Genomic DNA, 18,592 nt, shown 5'->3' with positions numbered 1-18,592 from the left:
GGATATGTGCTGGGGATTTATAGGTATGAGCTGATGTGTGTGCGCAGCCACTACGCCGGGTGTCCCGTGCACAGCGTCGCGAGGCCGGCCGCCGCGACCGGTGGTGCAGGCCGCGGCGACCGGAACCGTCCGCTTCCGTCGGCTTCCATCCGCGTCCATCCGCGTCCGTCTGCGTCCGTCTGCGTCCGTCTGCGTCTGTCCGTCAGGTTCCGGACCGGAAGCGGGGACGGGGGATCAGGTCGCGGCGGCGGGACGGAGCACCGCGGTGCGTCGGCGCGGATCGGGAACCCGGAGCTGCGCGGTCACCTGGGACAGGTCGGAGACGAACAGCCGGGCCAGTTCGTCGGTGAAGCCGGTGCGCACCACCAGGCGCAGCACGGAGACGTCCTGGCAGGGGGCGGGGAAGGTGTAGGCGGGCAGGTGCCAGCCGCGGGCGCGCATCGCCTGGGACACGTCGAAGACCGTGAAGTCCTGGGTGCCGGGCGCCAGTCGGAAGGCGAAGGCGGGGAGTTCGGAACCGTCCGTGACCAGTTCGTACGGCGGCATGTCGGCGATCTGCGCGGCCAGCGCGCGGGCCGTCGAGCGGCACTGTCCGGCCAGGTTCCGCAGCCCTTCGAAGCCGTACCGCAGGAAGTTGTAGTACTGGGCGACGACATGGGCGCCGGGGCGGGAGAAGGCGAGGGTGAAGGTCGGGGACGTGCCGCCGAGGTAGTCCACCTCGAAGACGAGGTCGTCCGGGAGGGCGTCGGCGTCCCGCCACAGGGCCCAGCCGAGGCCGGGGAAGACATGGCCGTACTTGTGCCCCGAGGCGTTGACGGAGGCGACGCGTTCGAGTTGGAAGTCCCACATGAGACCGGGATCGAGGAACGGCGCCACCAGCGCGCCGGAGGCGCCGTCGACGTGCACCGGGATGTCGGTGCCGGTGGCGGCCTGGTAGCCGTCGAGGGCCATGCAGATGTCCGCGACGGGTTCGTAGGAGCCGTCGAACGTGGAGCCGAGGACGGACACCACCCCGATGGTGTTGTCGTCGCAGTAGGCGGTCAGGGTGTCGGGGGTGAGGTGGTGGCGGCCCGGCCCCATCGGGACGTAACGCGGCTCCACCTCGAAGTAGTTGGCGAACTTCTTCCAGCACACCTGGACGTTCGCGCCCATCACCAGGTTCGGACGGGTGACGTCCTTGCCCTGGGCGCGGCGCCGGGCCTGCCAGCGGCGCTTGAGCGCGAGGCCGCCGAGCATGGCGGCCTCGCTGGAGCCGGTGGTGGAGCAGCCGCGCACCCGCTCCGGGTGCGGTGCGTGCCACAGCCGGGCGAGCATCTGGACGCAGCGCTTCTCCATGGCGGTGATCTGCGGGTACTCGGCGCGGTCCGCGAGGTTCTTCTCCGCGGTCTCGGCCATGAGGTGCCGCGCCTGCGGTTCCATCCACGTCGTGACGAAGGTGGCGAGGTTGAGCCGGGCGTTGCCGTCGAGCAGCAGTTCGTCGCGCACACGGCGGTGGACCGCGTCGGGGGACGATTCCGCCGCGGGCAGTTCCTCGACCGGCACGAGCAGCGTGTCGGCGGGCTGGGGGAGGACTTGGGGGGAGACGACGAGGGTGTCTGGTTCTGCTTCCGGCAGGACGCCGGTATCCGGAATGGGCATGGGTGCCTGAAGACCTTTCTGGTCCGAGTGCGGTGCGGCCCGCGTACATTCCGGACGTTAGATCCCTTCGCGGCCCGGCATCCGTGCCGGTTACACCGATCTAGTGATCGATTTGCGGAGTGATGAACCGGATTTTCCCCGTGTGACAACCGGTCATGGGCTCACCGTGGCATTGCCCGTGTGCGACAACGCCCGTACCGGCCGCCGCCACACGGAGTGACGGCGGCCGGTGCGCGCGTTCGGTTCCGGCGCGGCGCAAACGCGCCTGGCCGGGCCCTACCTCACCGTCACGGAGACGGTCGGGGAGTGCGTGGTGCCGGACGCCACGCGGTAGTGCTGGATGCCCGGGGCGGTGGGCCGGGTGGTGAGCGTGTACGACTCGCCCTCCTCGACCGCGGAGTCCATCGGAAGTGTGGTCCACTCGCCGCTCTTCTCCTGCTGCAGCATCACCGGGTCGCCGGCAGGCAGACCGGTGCTGCGACCGGTGATCCGGATCTCCTCGCCGGGCTTCACGCTGGCGGGACTGACCTCGGCCGTGAGCGAGGCGGCGCGTTCTGGCAGGGACCTGTGTGTCGTGGTGGGTTTCGGGGCGGGGTCGGTGGCGGCATGGGCCGCCACAGACCCGGCGGACACCAGTGCCACGGTCAGGGCGCCGGCGGCGGCCGTCCGGACAGTGCGGCTGCGGAAGGTGAAGATCATGGTGACTCCCGTTCGGGTCGACGGATGCCCCCCTGGGCCGGGCATGGGCCATCGGGCCTTGCCATGCCTCCATCAGAGTGAACCGGGTCGCCGGGAGCGGCATCCCGATCCGGCCGCCACGGCCGTCGGGCGCAGTGACCCTCTGTGTGTCCGCGCAGGTGAAACGGCCGGCGCGGACCCGGGTCCTCTTACTTTTCTCTTACCTTCCGCGCTCGGGGGCCGGCTGTACGGGAGCACGCGGACCGGCGGGCGCGGGGCCGGTTCCAGGGGCCGGGCGCCGCCCGGCGGGGCGTGGCGAGGGTGTCCGGTAGCTTCGGGCAACCGTGTGGTGGAGCCACACAATTCCCCCGCTGAAAAGACATGATTCGTTCACTGATTCTCCACATATGGCGGGGCGGGCCGAAAGTATTCGGCCATTGACTCTCCCCGCACGGCACCTTCTCGGCGTCGTGCGGGGAGAGTTGCACCGGCATTGGGGGGACGCACGTGGTGTCCGCGTACGAGGGCTCCGGCAGCCTGGAGTCCGAAAGACCCGTGCCTCGGCGGCCGCATACGGCCGGGGGGCTCGGAGACCGCATCTTCCGGTACCAGTTGACGGCCACCGGAGTCGCGGTGCTGGCCATCATGGCGGCCGTCGGGCTGTTCCTGCTGCTCAGGGCGGGACAGGCGCTGCGGGCCACCGGATTCTCGTTCCTCACCACGGCCGAATGGCAGCCGGACGTGCACCGGTTCGGCATCGCGGCCGTGCTGACCGGCACCCTGCTGATCGCCGCCGTCGCGGTCACCATCTCCGTGCCGCTGGCCGTCGGAACCGCCCTGTTCATCTCGGACGTCGCACCGCGCCGGCTGCGCCGCACCCTGATCACCCTGGTCGACCTGATGGCCGCCGTGCCCTCGGTGGTGTACGGACTGTGGGGGCTGTTCTTCCTCCAACAGCACGTCATCGGGCTGTCCCGGTGGCTGTCGGACTGGTTCGGCTGGATTCCGTTCCTGGCGGTCGACGGCGCCCAGTCCGGTGAGCCGCTGGCCTCCGACAGCGTGTACACCGCCTCCACGTTCGTCGCCGGACTCGTCGTGGCGCTGATGGTGGCGCCCATCCAGTGCTCGGTGATGCGCGAGGTGTTCGCGCAGGCCCCGGCGGGCGAGCGGGAAGGGGCGTACGCTCTCGGCGCCACCCGGTGGGGGATGATCCGCGCGGTCGTCCTGCCGTACGGCAAGGGCGGCATCATCGGCGGCACCATGCTCGGGCTGGGCCGGGCCCTCGGCGAGACCATCGCCGTCTACCTCATCATCTCGCCGGTCTTCGTCATCCAGCCGCACGTCCTGCAGACCGGCTCGAACTCCGTCTCCTCGCTGATCGCCCTGCACTACGGCGACGCCTCCACCTTCGGAATGTCGGCGCTGATGGCGGCGGGCCTGGCGCTGTTCCTGCTCACGCTGGCGGTCAACTTCACCGCCTCGTCCATCGTGGCCCGCTCCCGGTCCGGCGCGCAGAGCGAGGCATGACATGACCGTCCTGAACGACACCGTGGCCCAGAGCGCCGCCGCGGCACCGCTCCCGGCACCGGCCGAACGGCCCGACGAACCCCGGCGGATCGGCGGCCTCAGCCGCTCCGGCGTGCTCGCCCCGACCGGCGCCGCGCTCTCCGCGCTGTGCGTCACCGTGCTGCTGTTCGGCCAACTCGCCCCGTTCTCCGGGACGCTGGGCTTCGCCGTCACCGCGTACCTGGTCTTCCTCGCCCTCTACGCGGTGCTCACCGGCCTGGAGGAGGACGGCCAGACCGTACGGGACCGGGTGATGACCGTCGTGCTGTGGACGGCGGCCGGGCTGCTGTTCTCGGCGCTCGCCCTGGTCGTCGGCTTCACCGCGTGGCGCGGACGCCAGGCGCTGCCGCACGGCAACTTCTTCACCGAGGACATGCAGTCCTCGGGGCCGCTCGACCCGCTCACCCACGGCGGTATCGCGCACGCCATGCTCGGCACGCTGACGATGATAGCCATCGCGCTCGCCATCACCGTGCCCCTGGGACTCGCCTGCGCCGTCTACCTCAACCAGGTCCCCGGGCGGTTCTCCCGGTTCGTGCGGACCATCGTCGAGGCGATGACCGCGCTGCCCTCGATCGTCGCCGGGCTCATGGTGTACGCCGTGTGGATCCTCGGTCTCGGCATGCAGAAGTCCGGGCTCGCGGCGGGCTTCGCGATCAGCGTGATGATGCTGCCGATCGTGATCCGCGCGGCGGACGTGGTGCTGCGGCTGGTGCCCGGGACCCTGACCGAGGCCGCGGAGGCGCTGGGCGCGTCGCGTCGGCGGACGGTGTGGCACGTGATCCTGCCGACCGCGCGCTCCGGACTCGCCACGGCCGTCATCCTCGGCACCGCGCGCGGCATCGGCGAGACCTCGCCCGTCCTGCTGACCGCGGGCTTCACGGCGGCGGTCAATGCCGACCCCACCGACGGGCCCATGGTGTCCCTGCCGCTCGCCGTGTTCAACTTCGTCAAGTCGCCCGAACCGACGATGATCGCCCGCGGCTTCGGCGCGGCGGCGGTGCTGATGGCGCTGGTACTGGTGCTGTTCGCGATCGCCCGCGTCATCGGCGGACGCGGCGCCGGGCAGCTGAGCCGCCGTCAGACCCGGCGCACCGCCCGCGCCTCGCACCGCGACACCGAGCGCTTCGCCCACCTGCACGCCCCCGGCCTCCCCTCGTTCCCGAACCCCGAGCCCGCCGACACCGCCGCCGCCGGCGATGGCAGGTCCGCCGGGGCCGGGGCCGCCGACGTCGAGCCCGTCGGGGCTGAGTTCGTGGACGCCGAACCGGGTGCCGCTGAGCCCCTTGGGGTCGAGTCTGTCGGGGCTGAGTCCGCTGACACCGTGCCCGTCGGGGGCGAGCCTGTCGATGTGGAGACCGTCGCGGCCGAGTCCGTCGGGGCCGGGGACGGTCGGGCCGTCGACGGCGAGCGCGCCGATGGCGGGGGCCGGTTCGCCGATGTGCTGCCGGGCGGCGGACCGCATGTGGACGGCCGGTCCGTCGGACCCCCGGCCGTCCGCGGTCCGCATGCCGATGCCCCCGCCCCCGCCCCCGTAGAGACCACCGGAGAAGACGACTGATGCTCAGCCACCTCACCCGCCCGCGCCGCCTGCGGGCGCTCGGGATCCTCGGCGCGCTGTTCGGCATGCTCGCCGGACTGCTGGCCGGACCCCTGGCCGCACCGGCCGCCGCCGAGAGCTACACGCCCATCGCGGGCGCCGGTTCCACCTGGGCGGAGAACGCCGTCGACGAGTGGCGCCGGGCCGTCAACCAGTACGGCATGCGGATCAGCTACGCCGGTACCGGTTCCTCCGACGGCCGCCGCCAGTTCCTCAGCGGTACCGTCGACTTCGCGGTCTCGGACATCCCCTTCCAGACGCACCCCACCGACGGATCGGCGGCCGAACGGCCGGCCACCGGCTCGTACGCCTACATGCCGATCGTGGCCGGCGGCACCGTCTTCATGTACCACCTGACCGTCAACGGCAAGCGGGTCACCAACCTGCGCCTGTCCGGCGACGTGGTCACGAAGATCTTCACCGGTGTCATCAAGACCTGGGACGACCCGGCCGTCAAGGCCGACAACCCCGGACTCCAGCTGCCGCGCCGCCCCATCGTCCCCGTCGTCCGCTCCGACGGCTCCGGCTCCACCGCGCAGTTCACGATGTGGATGGCCAACCAGCACAAGGCGCTGTGGCAGGCGTACTGCGGACGCGTCGGACGCTCCGGCGCCTGCGGGCAGACCTCCTACTTCCCGACCGTCTCCGGGATGATCGCCCAGTCCGGCGACCTCGGCGTGGCCGGTTACGTCGCCCAGAACTACGGCGAGGGCGCGATCGGTTACGTCAACTACTCCTACGCGCTCAACGCGCACTACCCGGTCGCCAAGGTCCTCAACCACTCCGGCTACTACACCGAACCCACCCCGCAGAACGTCGCGGTCTCCCTGCTCAAGGCGAAGATCAACTCCAATAGGAGCAGCCCGGACTACCTCACCCAGCAGCTCGACGGCGTCTACAACGACACCGACAGGCGCAACTACCCGCTCTCCAGCTACTCGTACATGATCCTGCCGCTGACGGTGCAGGGCACCTTCACCAAGGCCAAGGGCAAGACGCTCGGCGCGTTCTCCTACTACTTCATGTGCCAGGGCCAGCAACAGGCGCCCCAGCTCGGCTATTCACCCCTGCCCATCAACCTGGTCGAGGCGGGCTTCGACCAGATCCGCCGGATCCCCGGCGTCCAGGCGCAGAACATCAACATCAAGGGCTGCAACAACCCGACCTTCACCACCAGTGGGCAGAACAAGCTCGCCCAGACCGCGCCCTACCCGGCGGACTGCGACAAGAAGGGCGCGGCGCCCTGCACCTCGGGCAGCGGCGGCGCCAAGTCCGGTGGCGGGTCGGGCGGTTCCGCCGGTTCCGGCGGCACGTCGGGCGGCTCGGCCGGCGGCTCGGCGAACGGCGGTGCCACCGGCGGCACGGCCACCGGCGGCTCGACGGGCGGCGGTGCCGCGGCCGGCGGGAGCGCCGCGGCCGGCTCCGGCGGCGCCCGGCCGTCCGTCGACCCCGACACCGGACAGACCCTGGCGCCCGGCGGCTCGGCCTCCGGGGGCAGCGGCGCCGCCGCGGACGGCACCGTGGCCCTCGCCCAGCCCGTCGCCATCGCCGGCCGGCACGGCTGGAGCGGCACCCAGACCCTGATGCTGCTCGCCGCGTTCCTCGTCCTCGGCCTGCTGCTGTTGCCGTCGACGGTGTCCCGGCTGGTCGGCGCGCGTTCCCGGCCCGACGCCGGTGCACACCGGGGCGGCGACGGCACGAAGGAGGGCTCCCGGTGAAGCCGATCCGGACGCGGCTGCGTCGCGCCCTCGTCCGCCTGGTCGCCGGCGCCGCGGTCGGCGCCCTCGCCGGGCTCGCCGTGACCCAGGCCGCCGCCCCCTCCTCGGCCGCGGCCGGCGCCGGCGACTTGGCCGACTCCGCCGTCACTGTCTCGGGCCGCGGCGAGTTCAAGGACATGAAGTTCACCGTCGACCGGACCACCCGCCTCACCAGCCAGGCCGTCACCGTCTCCTGGACCGGCGGCACCCCGACCACCTTCGCGGGCACGCTGTTCAACACGGACTTCGTGCAGATCATGCAGTGCTGGGGCGACGACGACGGCACCGTCCCGGGCAATCCGGGACCGCCGCGCACCCAGTGCCAGTACGGCGCCTCCCCGACCACCGACCGCGGCAACTGGCCCGGCAACGGACAGGACGACACCCGCCAGGTCTTCTACAGCGCCGACCCCACCAACTACGGCCAGGACGACCGGTTCGGGGCGGCCAACCCCAATGCCCCAGCCGAGGTGCCGTTCAAGTCGGTGGACGGCACGGTCATCACCACCGGCACCCAGAACAACGCCTTCTTCAACCGCAACACCACGAACGAGGTCGACTTCGCCCGCACCGGCGCCGACGGCACCGGCCGCGAGTACGTCGAGGTGCAGACCGCCAACGAGGCGCCGCACCTGGGCTGCGGCGCGCCGGTCACCAGTGGCGGCAGCACCCGGCCGCGCCCCTGCTGGCTGGTGATCGTCCCCCAGGGCCACCTGGACCTCGACGGCCGCCCCTACGCCGACCACAGCCAGGTCAACGCGGGCTCCCCGGTGTCCTCCAGCAACTGGAAGAACCGCATCGCGATCCCGCTCGGCTTCAACCCCGTCGGCACCAACTGCGCCCTCGGCGCCCACGAACGCCCCACCGTCGGCAGCGAGTTGGCCGCCGACGCGATGACCAGCTGGCAGTCGGCCCTGTGCCCGGCCGGACGGGTCTACGGCTTCACCCAGCTCGGTGAGCCGGACACCCGCGCCCGGCTCGGCGCGGACGGCTCGCTGGGGCTGGCCTTCACCACCCGCGCGCTGGGTGCCGACGACGGCGCCACGGCCCCGCCCGGCACCACGACCTACGCGCCGGTCGCGCTCTCCGGCGCCGTCATCGGCTTCACCATCGAACGCAGACCCAAGGCCGGCGCACCCGACGACATCCGCACACTGGCCGGCACGAAGGTGGACTCGATCAATCTCACCCCGCGCCTGGTCGCCAAGCTGCTCACCGAGTCCTACCGCAACTCGCCCTGGGGCGCCGTGCTCGGCGACCGGGCGGCCAAGGGCTACGGCTGGGCGAAGGGCAACCCGGCGGGCCTCGCGAGCGACCCCGAATTCGTCGCCCTGAACCAGGAGTTCGCCCACCTCTCGGTCGCCGAGACCCCGGCCACCGACACCGATCTGATCACCTCGCTCGGGCACACCGACACCGCCCGCGCGCTGTGGCAGTGGATCACGTCCGACCGGGACGCCCGGCGCTTCCTGGCCGGGGTGTCCGACGACTGGGGCATGCGCGTCAACCCCTACTACAGCACCAACGCGGACCTGAACCCGAGCGGCTTCGGCTTCGACCCGTCCCATGTGGACAGCTACCCGAAGAGCGACCCGTGGTGCACGATCCCGCCGGGCACCGACGCCACCGTCCGGCAGTGCATGACCGACTTCCACCCCTACGTCGAGAGCATGCACTCCGGCGCCCTGCACGCCCGGCGCGCCGACACGCTGTGGAAGTCCAGCTGGGACGTGCTGGCCAATCCGCCCGCCTTCAAGAACCCCGGCCCGCAGACGGTCGGCTCCCGGTTCGTGATCACCGTCACCGACGCGGCCTCCGCCGCCCGTTACGGGCTGCAGAGCGCCAAGCTGCGCAACGCCGCGGGCCGCTTCGTCGCCCCGAGCGCCGCGGCCCTGACCGCGGCGGCACACAGCGCCTCCGGCAAGGGCGTCGCCGAGATCTCCCCGGCGACCGCAAAGGCACCGGGCGCCTACCCGCTGGCCCAGCTGGTGTACGCGGCGGTCCGGCCCGGCACGCTGGACGCCGCCGCCCGCAAGGACTACGCGGCCCTGCTGACGTATGCGGCGGGCAGCGGCCAGATCAGCGGCGCCGACCCGGGCCGGCTGCCCGACGGCTACGCACCGCTCTCCGCCGAGCTGCGCGCCCGCACCGCAGGCGCGGCCGACACGCTGCTCCACTACACCGGGCCTGCCTCCTCGGCCGCGCCCGGCGACGGCACCGGGGACGGCGGTACCGGCTCGGCCGGCGGCGGCTCCGAGACCATCCCCGACGGCGGCGGCGGAAGCTCCCTCACCGGCACTGGCACTGGCACCGGCACCGGCGGTGCGGCGGGCGCGGACGGCACCGCGCCCGGCGGCGTCGGCGCCCGGCCCAGCGCCGCGGCCTCCTTCGACGGCGGCAAGGCCGTGCAGACCACCGCCACCGGCACCACGCCCGACGACCCCGGCAACCCGCTGCGCTACGCCGTCCCGGTCGGCGCCGCGCTCGGCGCCGTCGCCGGGGTGGGCGCGCCCTTCGCCGGCGGCAGCAGGCCACGGCTCCCGCTGCGGGTGCCGCTGCCCGGCGGCCGGACCCTGACCGTCGTACCGGCCATCACGCTGCCCGAACGGCTCAGGCGCCTGCTGCCCTGAGGCCCAGCGCCCGCGCGGCGCTCCCCAGACGGCCCTCCGCCCCGAAAGGCAGTCGGGGCGGACGGCCGGTACCACCCTGCCAGATCCCTCTTGGAGCCACTGCTCCAGCTACGCACTACCGTCAGGAGACACTCGATGCGCACAACGCGCTCTACGGCGGCGCTCGCCGCCGCCGTGGTGGCTGGCGGCCTGGCTCTGACCAGCCCGGCGTACGCCGACCCCACTCCCGCCGGGACCTTCCGCCAGCTCGTCGGCGTGGGCTCCGACACCACCCAGGACGTGCTCAACGCCCTGGCCGGCGACACCGTGAACGGCAAGAGCTACACCGGCACCGCCGTGAAGGCGGCAAGCGGCGCCGGGATCGCCTCCTACGACGCGATCGAGCCCGGCACCGGCTCCACCACGTCGAAGATCACCACCCGCTCCGGCGGCCCCGCCTTCCTGCGCCCGAACGGATCCGGTGCCGGCCGGCTGGCCCTGACCGAGTCCCTGTCCGGCGACAAGTACCCGGACTCGGCCGGAGTGGCCATCAAGGGCCAGGTCGACTTCGCCCGCTCCTCCAGCGGCCCCAGCGCCTCCGGCAGCGCCCTCACCTACATTCCGTTCGCCCGGGACGCGGTCGGCGTCGCGGTGCGGGGCTCGGCGCTCGGCACCCTGACGGTGGAGCAGCTGCACGACATCTACTCCGGCTCGCTCACCAAGGTGAACGGCCAGACCGTGTACCCGAAGATCCCGCAGAGCGGCTCCGGCACCCGCAAGTTCTTCCTGTCGTCGATCGGCCTCAGCGACGCCACGCTCTCCCCGACCGTCGCGGCCGTCCAGGAGAACCAGGCCGACGCCGCGCTGACCCAGGACGGCGCGCTGGTGCCGTTCTCCGTGGGCAGCTGGATCGCCCAGATCAACGGCGTCTCCCCGGACTACAGCAAGTCCGCTGCCGCCGCCGGCGGTCAGCTGGCCTCCGTGAAGCTGCCCGGCGACGAGGGCGCCACCTCCCCGGTGACGACCGTCAACGGCAAGCTCGCCCCGGTCGACGCCTACTACGAGAACGCCACCTTCGGCCGTGACGTCTACAACGTCGTGCCGAGCCGGGCGATCGACCCGACCGGCATCTTCTTCGACAAGGACCTCTACGACGTCTTCGTCACCAGCGGCAGCCACACCGCCGCCATGGCCTCCGACGCCGCGGAGAAGGTCATCGCCGACTTCGGCTTCGTGAACGAGTCGTACAACGGCTCCGTCAACCTGACCAGACACGCCAAGCTGGGCGGCCTGGAGCAGTCCGGCCTCGACGTGTCGACGCCCGCCGCGCCCGCCCTCAAGGCCACCACCGGCGACGCGAGCCTGAAGCTGTCCTGGACCGCCCCGGCCGCCACCGCACTGCCGCTCACCGACTACCGCGTCACGCTGACCGGTTCGGACGGCGCCGTCGTGGCCACCAAGGACGTCCCGGCCGGCACCACCTCGTACACCTTCTCCGGGCTGGCCGTCGGCGGCTACAGCGCGAGCGTCGCCGCCGCCAACCTCAACGGCACGGGCCCGGCCGCCACGTGGAAGGGCTCCGTCAAGTACCTGAGCGCCACCAAGGCGACCGCCGCGACGACCGCCTACGGCAGGACGCCGAAGGTCGCCGTCACCGTCACCGGCTCGCACGGTGTCGCCCCCACCGGGAAGGTCACGGTCAAGGAGGGCGGCACCGTCCTCGGCAGCGGCACGCTCAGCGGCGGCAAGGTCACCGTCTCCCTGTCCAACCACCTCAAGGTCGCCACGCACACGCTGTCCGTCTCCTACGCGGGCAACACCAAGCTCAACGCGTCCGCCACGACGGCCACCCTGAAGATCACCAAGGCGACGCCGACCGTCACCTCCGCCGCGCCCGCCACCGTCAGCCACACGGCCCGGGCCAAGGTCTCGGTCAAGGTCACCGCGACCGGCACCACCCCGACCGGCACCGTCCGCATCTACGAGGGCACCAAGCTGCGCGCCACCGGCACGCTGAGCCGCGGCAAGGTGACCATCACCCTGCCGAGGCTGAGCCGCGGCAAGCACGTGCTGCACGCCTCCTACGCGGGCTCCTCGACGGTCAACCACAAGGCCGGCGCCAACTACACCATCAAGTCCACCTGACCCACCCGCGCCGGGGGGGGGACCACGCGCCCCCGTGGTCCCCCCGCCGGCTCCACCCGACGACCAGCGAAGGAGGCGGGCCGCCGTGACCGTCGCCGCACCGACCACGCTCGCCCCGGCCGCGCCGCGCACCCGTGTCCGCAGCGTCACCGCCGCCCGCCATCTGGCCCGCGGTGGCCTGCTCAGCCTCGCCGCGCTGCTGCTCGGCATCACCGCCCAGCTCCTGCTGGTCAGCGGGATCCAGCAGCACAGCGCGCAGCACGCGGCCTTCGACGAGCTGCGGGGCGAACTCGCCCTGGGCACCGCGCCGGTGTCCCAGACCGACCCGCAGGGCGACCTGCTGGCGCCCGGCACACCGCTCGCCCTGATCGACGTGCCGAAACTCGGCCTGAGCCAGGTGGTGCTGGAGGGCACCGACTCCAGCGTCCTCACCGACGGGCCAGGCCACCGCCGGGACACCCCGCTGCCCGGCCAGGCGGGCACCAGCGTCCTGATGGGCCGGGCCGCCGCGTACGGCGGTCCGTTCGGCCGGCTGGCCGACCTCGCCGCCGGTGACACCCTCACCGTGACCACCGGCCAGGGCAAGGCCGCGTTCCGGGTCAGCGACGTACGCCGGGCCGGTGACCCGGCGCCGCCCACCCTGGCCGCCGGCAAGGGCCGGCTGGTGCTGGTGACCGCCACCGGCCCGCGCTTCGCGCCCGGCGGCGTGCTGCGCGTCGACGCCGACCTGGTGTCCGCGCCGTTCCAGAGCCCGGCCGCGGTCATCCGCGCCGGCACCCTGCCGGCCGCCGAGGAGCCGCTGGCCCGCCCCTCCGGCATCCCCTGGCCTCTGGTGATGTGGCTCCAGGCGCTGCTCCTGACGGCGGTCGCCGCGGTGTGGGCGTGGCACCGCTGGGGCCGCCACCAGACCTGGATCGTCTTCGCGCCGGTCGTCGCCGTGCTGGGCCTCCAGGTCGCCACCCGCACCACCGAGTTGCTCCCCAACCTGCTCTGACCCGGCGCACCGCCGCCCCGAACCGAGGTAGCCCACCGTGACCGACACCGCCGTACTCCCCGTGACCGACGCCCCGCCCGCCGCTCCCGCCACCCTTGAGGCGCGGGCCGTCTCGGCGTGGTTCGGCAGCCACCAGGTGCTCAGCCGGGTGTCGCTGACCATGCCCGCGGGCCAGGTGACCGCCCTGATCGGTCCCTCCGGGTGCGGCAAGTCGACCTTTCTGCGGACCCTCAACCGGATGCACGAGCTGATCCCCGGCGCGGCCCTCGGCGGCGAGGTGCGCTTCGAGGGCGAGGACATCTACGACCCCGGGTGGCGGCTGACCGACGCCCGCCGCCGCATCGGCATGGTCTTCCAGAAGCCCAACCCGTTCCCCGCCATGTCGATCTACGACAACGTGGTGGCGGGGCTGAAGCTGACCGGGACCAAGGTGAGCCGCCGCGCCAAGGACGAACTGGTGGAGGAGTCCCTGACCCGCGCCGGCCTGTGGAAGGAGGTCCGCGACCGGCTCCGCCGGCCCGGCGGGGCCCTGTCCGGCGGCCAGCAGCAGCGGCTGTGCATCGCCCGCGCGCTGGCCGTACGGCCCCGGGTGCTGCTGATGGACGAACCGTGCTCGGCGCTCGACCCCACCTCCACCCGCCGGGTGGAGGAGACCATCCACGACCTGGCCGGCCAGGTGACGATCGTGATCGTCACCCACAACATGCAGCAGGCCGCCCGGGTCTCCCAGCAGTGCGCGTTCTTCCTCGCCGAGCAGGGCACACCCGGCGCCGTCGTCGAGCACGGTGCCACCGACGACGTCTTCCACACCCCGAAGGACCAGCGGACGGCGGACTACGTGGCCGGCCGCTTCGGCTGACCTCCCCCACGGGGCGATGGCGGGGCCCGCCGGGGACGACCGGCGCGAGAATCCCGGCCTCACAACGGGCCGACCGGACCGCAAGCCGCTGTGCCGCCTCCTTGTGCCGGAAACGGTACTTGTCGAACGCGTAGCCGCAGGCCACGGCGCCGACCACCGCGTACACCAGGCTGTTGAGGTACCACCGGCCGTACTGCCCGCCGTCCATGGCGAACAGGTCCCGCAGGTTCTGCACGAACGAGAAGTCGTGCGCGGACAGCAGGGAACTGCTGAAGAGCGCGTCCCGGTTCTTACCCGCGGCGAGCACCAGCCACAGCGCTCACGGCTCCTGTCAGCGGTACGGCGGCCGGCGCGGCGAGCACGGATCGACGGCTGTGTCGACCGGGCATTGTCCGGGGACACGCGGTTCGGGACACGGGAACACTGATCGGCCCACCATAAGCGGTCAATAGACCGATCAGAAGAAAAAGAGCGGTCAAACGCTCACTCGGCGGTTTCGGTGTGCGCGGCGGTCGAACCCCGCACGACCAGCGTCGGCAGCAATGCGACGCGCCGCACCGACCACGCGGCCCCGCGCGCCTTGTCCAACCGCTGGAGCAGCAGCTCGGCCGCCACCCGGCCGACCTCCGCCTTCGGCGGGGCGACCGCCGTCAACGGAATCGTGCCGATGCCGGCCACCACGTCGTCGTACGCCACCACCGAGCAGTCCTCGGGCACCCGCACCGCATTCTCCGCGTTCTCGGCCAGCTGCTGGATCAGCATCAGCGCGTCGACGTCGCCGTGCAGCACCGCCGCCGTCGCCCGCTTCTCACGCAGCAGCGCGGACAGCTCCGCGGTCTGCCGGACCGTGTACGGCCCGCCCTGGCCGGCCGACGGCGAACTCAGCGTCCACGCCCAGTCCTCCACCAGCGGATGCGCGTCGGCGATCTCCGCGAGCGCCGCCCGCAGCGTCCGCGCGGTGGGACTGTCGTCCCGGGTGGCGAACACGATCCGCCGGTGGCCGAGCGCCACCAGATGCTCCACGGCCAGCCGCGCGCCGTGCCGGTGGTCCGAGCACACCGAGTCCGCGGCGGACAGCGCGGTGCCGGGCCGGGGCCTGCGCTCCATCAGCACGGCGGGCACCTGAAGCGCGGCCAGCCACGCGTAGTCGGCCTCCTCCGCCGCGAGGGACCGCCAGCGGGGCGCCAGCAGCAGGCCCCGCGCGCCGTCCGCGAGCGCCCGTTCCACCAGCGGGCGCTCGGCCCCGGCCGCCTGGGGCGCGATGTGCAGCGCGATGCGCACCCCGGCATCCTCCAGCACGGTGCGCGCGCCGTGCAGCGCCTCGTACAGATACGTGTGCCGCTCGGGCACCACCACGGCGACGGCGTCCCCGTCCGGTACCTCGCCCGGCGGCCGCGGCGCGGGCAGCACGGACCGGACGACGCCGTGCCCGCGGCGCAGCCGGCCCGCGCGGGTCAGCTCCTCCACGTCACGGCGCACCGTCACCACCGACACCTGAAGCTCCGCGGCGAGGTCACTCACCCGTGCGGCGCCCCTGGCCTGGACCGCGGCCAGGATCCGCTGCCGTCTGACGTCGACCGGCTCCCGCATGAGCCCCTCCCACCGTGCGAGCCATGTTCGTTTGAACGATGCGCGCATCATAACGATCGCATGCGGGATCACGCGGGTTCACGCGGGACGGGCACCGGTCACCGTGGAAGGAGCTTCAGCGTGGTGCTCCTGGCGGCCACCATCGGGTCGACGTAGGCGCCGCCGTAGCGGCCGTACTTCGTGCGGTACGCCGTGTCGAGGCGGTCGTTGACGGCGGAATCGGCTTCCTCGGCGAAGGCGACGTCCCGGTCGACGCCGCCGGAGCGGATGTGGCCCTCGTGGCTCGCGCGGGCGGTGCGCCACCACACGCCGTCGTCGCCGCGGTAGGAGCGGACGTAGAGGTCGTCGCCGTCGCGCACCACCCACACCGGTACCGGCGCGCGGAGCGTGCCGTCGCCGCGGGCCGGGGCCATCTGGAGCTCGTCGGCCGTGCCGATCCTGGTCAGTTCGTCGTTCGTCCATGCCGTCATCGCGGGGGCCTCCTTCAGAACGTCGGACACGGAGGTGGCCGGGGAAAGAGAATCCTCGCCCTGACCGGGCGGCCCGCGAACGGTGCCGCACTCACCAGCATGACCAGCGATGCACCTCTCGACGACCGGGGCGGGCGCACGGCGCGGCCCATTCCGGAAGGACCCACCTCGGCCGGTCCGCTCCCGCGGTCCGCCGCGCGTACCCCCACCGGCGGCGGGCGGTGCTTCACCGGGCGTGGGGGAGCAGCCGGGCCGGCCCGGTGAGGTGGTCCGGGGCCGGGCCGCGGCGGATGGCGATGAGGGCGGCGTCGTCGCCGAGCAGGCCGCCGGTGTGGGCGAGCAGATCGCGCTGGATGTGGTGGAGCAGCGACTGCGGGGAGTGCCCGGCCCACTGGGCGGCGCGCTCCGCGAGGGGGTAGAAGGCGCCGCCGCGGTCCCGGGCCTCGACCACGCCGTCGGTGTACAGCAGCAGCGTGTCCCCAGCGGCGAACGGCAGCACGGCCACCGAGATGTCATCGGGTTTGGTCAGGCCGATCCCCAGCGGAGGGGAGGGAACCAGGTCGGGAGTGGTCACCGGGCGGTCGGCGGTCAGCAGCAGCGGCGCCGGATGACCGCAGCTGCTCAGCAGGGCGAAGGGATCACGGTCGGGGATCTCCACCAGGAGGACGGTGGCGAACCGCTCACCCGCCTCTTCCACGGGCTCGAAATCGGCCAGATAGCGGGTCACGCTCTGTTCCAGCGAGACGGCCAGGTCGGGCAGGGCCGCGTTGTGGTGCGCGGCCTCGCGGAACGCGCCGAGCAGGAGGGCCGCCTCCCCGACGGCCGACAGGCCCTTGCCGCGTACGTCACCGATGACCACCCGGGTGCCCTCCGCGCTGCGGGCGGCGGCGTACAGGTCGCCGCCGATCTCCGCCTCCTCCTCGGCGGCCATGTAGACACAGGCGAGTTGCAGGGTGCCGAGCCGTTGGGGCAGCGGCCACAGCAGTACCCGCTGGGCAGCCTCGGCCACGGACCGCACCTGGGCCAGTTCGCGGGTGCGTCGCTCACGCACCGCGCAGAACACCATGATCAGCAGCGAGAGCACGATCAGGGCGACGATCTGCATCATGGTGTTCCGTGACCACAGCATGCCGAAACGCCAGCCGATGAAGGCCTGGGCGGCCGCCGCGGTGGCCCCGATGACCCCCGTCAGCACCGGGCCCTCGAACCAGGCGGTGACCGCGGGCGCGATGACCAGCAGCGGGCCGAGCACGATGTCGGCCGGTGACACGGTGTCGGCCACGGTGATGACGACGATGAGTCCCACCGGGACCAACAGCAGCAGGCGGCTCGGCCGCCACGGTTGCCAGGGCCGCGCGAACAGCTGCTGCGAGGAGAACATGTTTCCCACAGTGCACCGCGCCGGCCGGTCGCGCGAGCACGGGCGCCGACCGGTCGCCGCACGCTGTGTGCCGCCTCTCCCCAAGAAGGTGGGTTTTCGGTAAGACCGCAGGTGGCAGCCGTCGGCGGGGCGCGTGTTTTCTCGTCGTTCTCTTGACGTCCTGATGCGCGGGTCCGGTCAGGACGTCATCACCAGCCAGGTGCCGCCCAGCGAGGCGACGTACAGGGCCGCCCCGAGTGGCAGAAACCACCAGGGCGAGCCGCCGCCGCGGTACACGACGAGGCCGGGCACCGCCGAGGCGGCCACCGCCAGGAGGAGACCGAGCCAGGGCAGTCCCAGCATCGTCAGGATCCCGGGCGTCGTGCACCGGAACGCGGGGTTCTGGGCCGAGCAGTTGTCCGTGGCGAAGATCGAGAGGTAGAAGACGATCGCGTCGATCAGGCCGCCGCAGCCGGCCAGCAGCCCCACCACGGTGAGGTAGGCGGCCGGCCATCGCTCCCGAGCGGGGGCCACGGTGTAGGCGTGGTGGTGGTCGAAGTGGTGGTCGCCGGCGCTCATGGTTCCCCCGAAGTCCCGCGGCCCGCACGTCCGTGGCCGCCCGTCGGGAGTGACCGTAGGAGCCGTACCGGCCGGTGTCCTGAGCATGCGTACTCAGTCCGGCCGGGGACAGCGCGCCGGGGACAGCGCCTCGTTGGGCCCGCCCGCGTCCGGGCGGGTGGCCGGGCAGGCGGGCGGGCGGTCAGTCGAGCGGCAGCGCCGAGGCGAAGGAACCCGCGTGGTGGACCAGCGGCGTGGCCTCGTCGACGACGGTGCCGTCGTCGACCTGGCCGACCACGAAGAGGTGGTCGCCGAGGGTCTGGCGCGAGGTGACCCGCGCGGTGAGCCAGGCGCTCACCCCGTCGAGCAGGGGCACCCCGGCGGTGTCGCGGCGCCAGGGGACACCGGCGAACCGGTCGATGCCGCTGGTGGCGAACCGGTCGGCGAGGGCGGTGTCCCCGGTGCCGAGCAGGTGGACCGCGAACCGGTCCGCCGTCCGCACGGCCGGTGCCGCCGACGCCGTGAGCCCGACGCAGAAGGAGACCAGTGCCGGCCGCAGGGAAACCGAGGTGAAGGAGGTCGCGGTGAAGCCGGCCGGGCCGGGGACGGTGATCACGGTGACGCCCGCGGCATGGCGCCGCAGGGTGCTGCGCAGGATCTCGGCGGACCCGGGACCGGCGGCACGAGGATGGAGGCGGGGGCTGGCGGAGGCGGTCACACGGCTTCCCTTCGGGCAGTACGGCCACCGGCCCTTGGACCGGGCCGGTG

14 protein-coding genes and 1 pseudogene are annotated in these 18,592 nt (G+C 72.8%); 7 read left to right on the top strand and 8 right to left on the bottom strand.

Translation table 11 applies throughout. From position 1 onward, the window contains the following. Positions 1-234: 234 nt before the first annotated feature. On the bottom strand, positions 235-1,638 hold the full coding sequence (locus ACFYTE_RS13190; RefSeq protein ID WP_388708892.1) for a glutamate decarboxylase: 1,404 nt from the start codon (positions 1,636-1,638) through the stop codon (positions 235-237). Positions 1,639-1,914: 276 nt separating this feature from the next. Beyond that, positions 1,915-2,337 carry a hypothetical protein gene (locus ACFYTE_RS13185; protein WP_388708890.1) on the bottom strand — a complete coding sequence of 141 codons (423 nt, stop codon included), beginning with the start codon at positions 2,335-2,337 and terminating at the stop codon, positions 1,915-1,917. Positions 2,338-2,826: 489 nt separating this feature from the next. On the opposite strand from ACFYTE_RS13185, the gene pstC reads away from it, so the two are divergent. The 7 genes from pstC to pstB all read left to right on the top strand — a co-directional run bounded on the left by pstC (position 2,827) and on the right by pstB (position 13,846). After that, positions 2,827-3,843 (top strand): phosphate ABC transporter permease subunit PstC, encoded by a 1,017-nt coding sequence (pstC, locus tag ACFYTE_RS13180; RefSeq protein WP_388708887.1) that lies wholly within the window; start codon positions 2,827-2,829, stop codon positions 3,841-3,843. A 1-nt stretch (position 3,844) separates the two neighbouring features. After that, positions 3,845-5,443, top strand: coding sequence for a phosphate ABC transporter permease PstA (gene pstA, locus ACFYTE_RS13175; RefSeq protein WP_388708884.1), 1,599 nt, complete (start codon positions 3,845-3,847; stop codon positions 5,441-5,443). Continuing rightward, positions 5,443-7,200, top strand: a complete 1,758-nt coding sequence (locus ACFYTE_RS13170) for a phosphate ABC transporter substrate-binding protein PstS (RefSeq protein ID WP_388708882.1) — start codon at positions 5,443-5,445, stop codon at positions 7,198-7,200. The genes pstA and ACFYTE_RS13170 overlap by 1 nt, the downstream gene beginning before the upstream one ends. Continuing rightward, positions 7,197-9,869, top strand: a complete 2,673-nt coding sequence (locus ACFYTE_RS13165) for a hypothetical protein (protein ID WP_388708879.1) — start codon at positions 7,197-7,199, stop codon at positions 9,867-9,869. The genes ACFYTE_RS13170 and ACFYTE_RS13165 overlap by 4 nt, the downstream gene beginning before the upstream one ends. Before the next feature lie 135 nt (positions 9,870-10,004). Then, on the top strand, positions 10,005-11,993 hold the full coding sequence (locus ACFYTE_RS13160) for an Ig-like domain repeat protein (RefSeq protein WP_388708877.1): 1,989 nt from the start codon (positions 10,005-10,007) through the stop codon (positions 11,991-11,993). Between the two features lie 85 nt (positions 11,994-12,078). Further along, positions 12,079-12,987, top strand: a complete 909-nt coding sequence (locus ACFYTE_RS13155; protein WP_388708874.1) for a sortase — start codon at positions 12,079-12,081, stop codon at positions 12,985-12,987. 61 nt (positions 12,988-13,048) lie between these two features. Beyond that, entirely contained in the window at positions 13,049-13,846 is a 798-nt protein-coding gene (pstB, locus tag ACFYTE_RS13150) for a phosphate ABC transporter ATP-binding protein PstB (RefSeq protein WP_388709119.1), read from the top strand. Positions 13,847-13,889: 43 nt separating this feature from the next. Here the strand turns inward: pstB and ACFYTE_RS13145 are convergent. The 6 genes and pseudogenes from ACFYTE_RS13145 to ACFYTE_RS13120 all read right to left on the bottom strand — a co-directional run. Then, a pseudogene (locus tag ACFYTE_RS13145) lies at positions 13,890-14,162 on the bottom strand (carbohydrate ABC transporter permease); the annotation flags it as partial. A 167-nt stretch (positions 14,163-14,329) separates the two neighbouring features. Then, the gene (locus ACFYTE_RS13140) at positions 14,330-15,436 is read right to left on the bottom strand and encodes a substrate-binding domain-containing protein (protein ID WP_388708872.1); all 1,107 of its coding nucleotides are present in this window, start codon (positions 15,434-15,436) and stop codon (positions 14,330-14,332) included. 98 nt (positions 15,437-15,534) lie between these two features. Next, positions 15,535-15,906, bottom strand: coding sequence for a DUF2255 family protein (locus tag ACFYTE_RS13135; protein ID WP_388708869.1), 372 nt, complete (start codon positions 15,904-15,906; stop codon positions 15,535-15,537). Positions 15,907-16,132: 226 nt separating this feature from the next. Beyond that, positions 16,133-17,287 carry a PP2C family protein-serine/threonine phosphatase gene (locus tag ACFYTE_RS13130; RefSeq protein ID WP_388708866.1) on the bottom strand — a complete coding sequence of 385 codons (1,155 nt, stop codon included), beginning with the start codon at positions 17,285-17,287 and terminating at the stop codon, positions 16,133-16,135. A gap of 177 nt (positions 17,288-17,464) precedes the next feature. Then, positions 17,465-17,845 carry a hypothetical protein gene (locus ACFYTE_RS13125; RefSeq protein ID WP_388708864.1) on the bottom strand — a complete coding sequence of 127 codons (381 nt, stop codon included), beginning with the start codon at positions 17,843-17,845 and terminating at the stop codon, positions 17,465-17,467. Positions 17,846-18,026: 181 nt separating this feature from the next. Then, on the bottom strand, positions 18,027-18,542 hold the full coding sequence (locus ACFYTE_RS13120) for a flavin reductase family protein (protein ID WP_388708861.1): 516 nt from the start codon (positions 18,540-18,542) through the stop codon (positions 18,027-18,029). Between the last annotated feature and the right edge of the window lie 50 nt (positions 18,543-18,592).

The organism is Streptomyces sp. NPDC004629, from assembly GCF_042873595.1.
Taxonomy (GTDB): Bacteria; Actinomycetota; Actinomycetes; order Streptomycetales; family Streptomycetaceae; genus Streptomyces.
The sequence above is the reverse complement of the archived record's forward strand: the minus strand, read 5'-3'. Positions and strand labels throughout refer to the sequence as shown.